Below are 1,088 nucleotides of genomic sequence, written 5' to 3'. Positions count from 1 at the left end.
TAAGTAGTTAGACAGAATTAATTACACCAATACATAGTATAATGATATTTCCGGCAAAATTATGAGTTAATTACAGTTTCCTATGATGTTTATCAGAGAAATAAACCCTCTTTCGTCTAAATTGTTACAGCGAATTTATCGCCAAAGCCGACATCATCAGGTACGTCAACGAGCACATTGCCTCATATTAGCTTCGCAAGGAATAAAAAAAGGAGAGTTAATGAATATTTTCAGCATAAGTTATAAGACCCTCTATAACTGGTTCAATCGGTGGGAAGTAGAGGGAATGATAGGACTTTATAATAAACCAGGAAGAGGTTCTAAGCCACTATTTAACTCTTCGCAGAAAGCCCAAATTAAAGAGTGGGCTAAACAAGAACCAAGGCAATTAAAAAATGTTAGCCAAAAAGTTCAAGAGACCTGGGGCATAACTCCCAGTACAAAAACAATTAAAAGAATACTAAAAACTCTAAATATGAGTTGGCATCGTATGCGAAAAGGAGTTGCAGGAACGCCTCCAGCCCAGGAATATCAAGAGAAAAAGGCGCAATTAGAAGAATTAAAGCAATTGGATGAGCAGGGTAAAATTGATTTATATTACTTGGATGAAACGGGGTTTTGTTTGATTCCTTGTGTCCCCTATGGCTGGCAGGAAATCGGAGAATATTTAACAATTCCTAGTCGTCGTAGTCAGCGAATGAATGTACTAGGAATTATGAATCGAAATAACCATCTTGAAACTTATATTTCATCTCAAAGTATTAATTCAGATGTGGTTATTGCCTGTATTGATGCTTTTTTCCCCACCGTAGATAAGCCAACGGTGATTGTCACTGATCAAGCTTCTATTCATACCAGTGATGCTATTGTTGACAAACTTGAAGAGTGGAAACAACGTAATATTACTCTCTTTGAGTTGCCTTCTTACTCTCCAGAATTAAATTTAATTGAAATTTTATGGCGGTTTATTAAGTATGAATGGATTGAGATATCTGCTTACAAGAATTGGGGAACTTTTGTTACATCTGTGGAAAAAATCCTGAAAGAATTTGGAGAAAACTATGTAATTAATTTTGTCTAGCTACTTA

1 protein-coding gene is annotated in these 1,088 nt (G+C 35.5%); it reads left to right on the top strand.

Annotation, left to right across the window (positions count from 1 at the left end):
- Nucleotides 1-82: 82 nt before the first annotated feature.
- Nucleotides 83-1,081 (top strand): IS630 family transposase, encoded by a 999-nt coding sequence (locus Q5691_RS27605; protein ID WP_333348432.1) that lies wholly within the window; start codon nt 83-85, stop codon nt 1,079-1,081.
- Nucleotides 1,082-1,088: the final 7 nt, after the last annotated feature.

The sequence above is a fragment of the Microcoleus sp. w1-18aA5 genome (genome assembly GCF_036701705.1).
Lineage (GTDB): Bacteria > Cyanobacteriota > Cyanobacteriia > Cyanobacteriales > Microcoleaceae > Microcoleus.
The sequence above is the reverse complement of the archived record's forward strand: the minus strand, read 5'-3'. Positions and strand labels throughout refer to the sequence as shown.

Coding starts and splice junctions, on each gene's coding strand:
- Q5691_RS27605 (WP_333348432.1), top strand. CDS start 83: ATGATGTTTATCAGAGAAATAAACCCTCTTTCGTCTAAATTGTTACAG.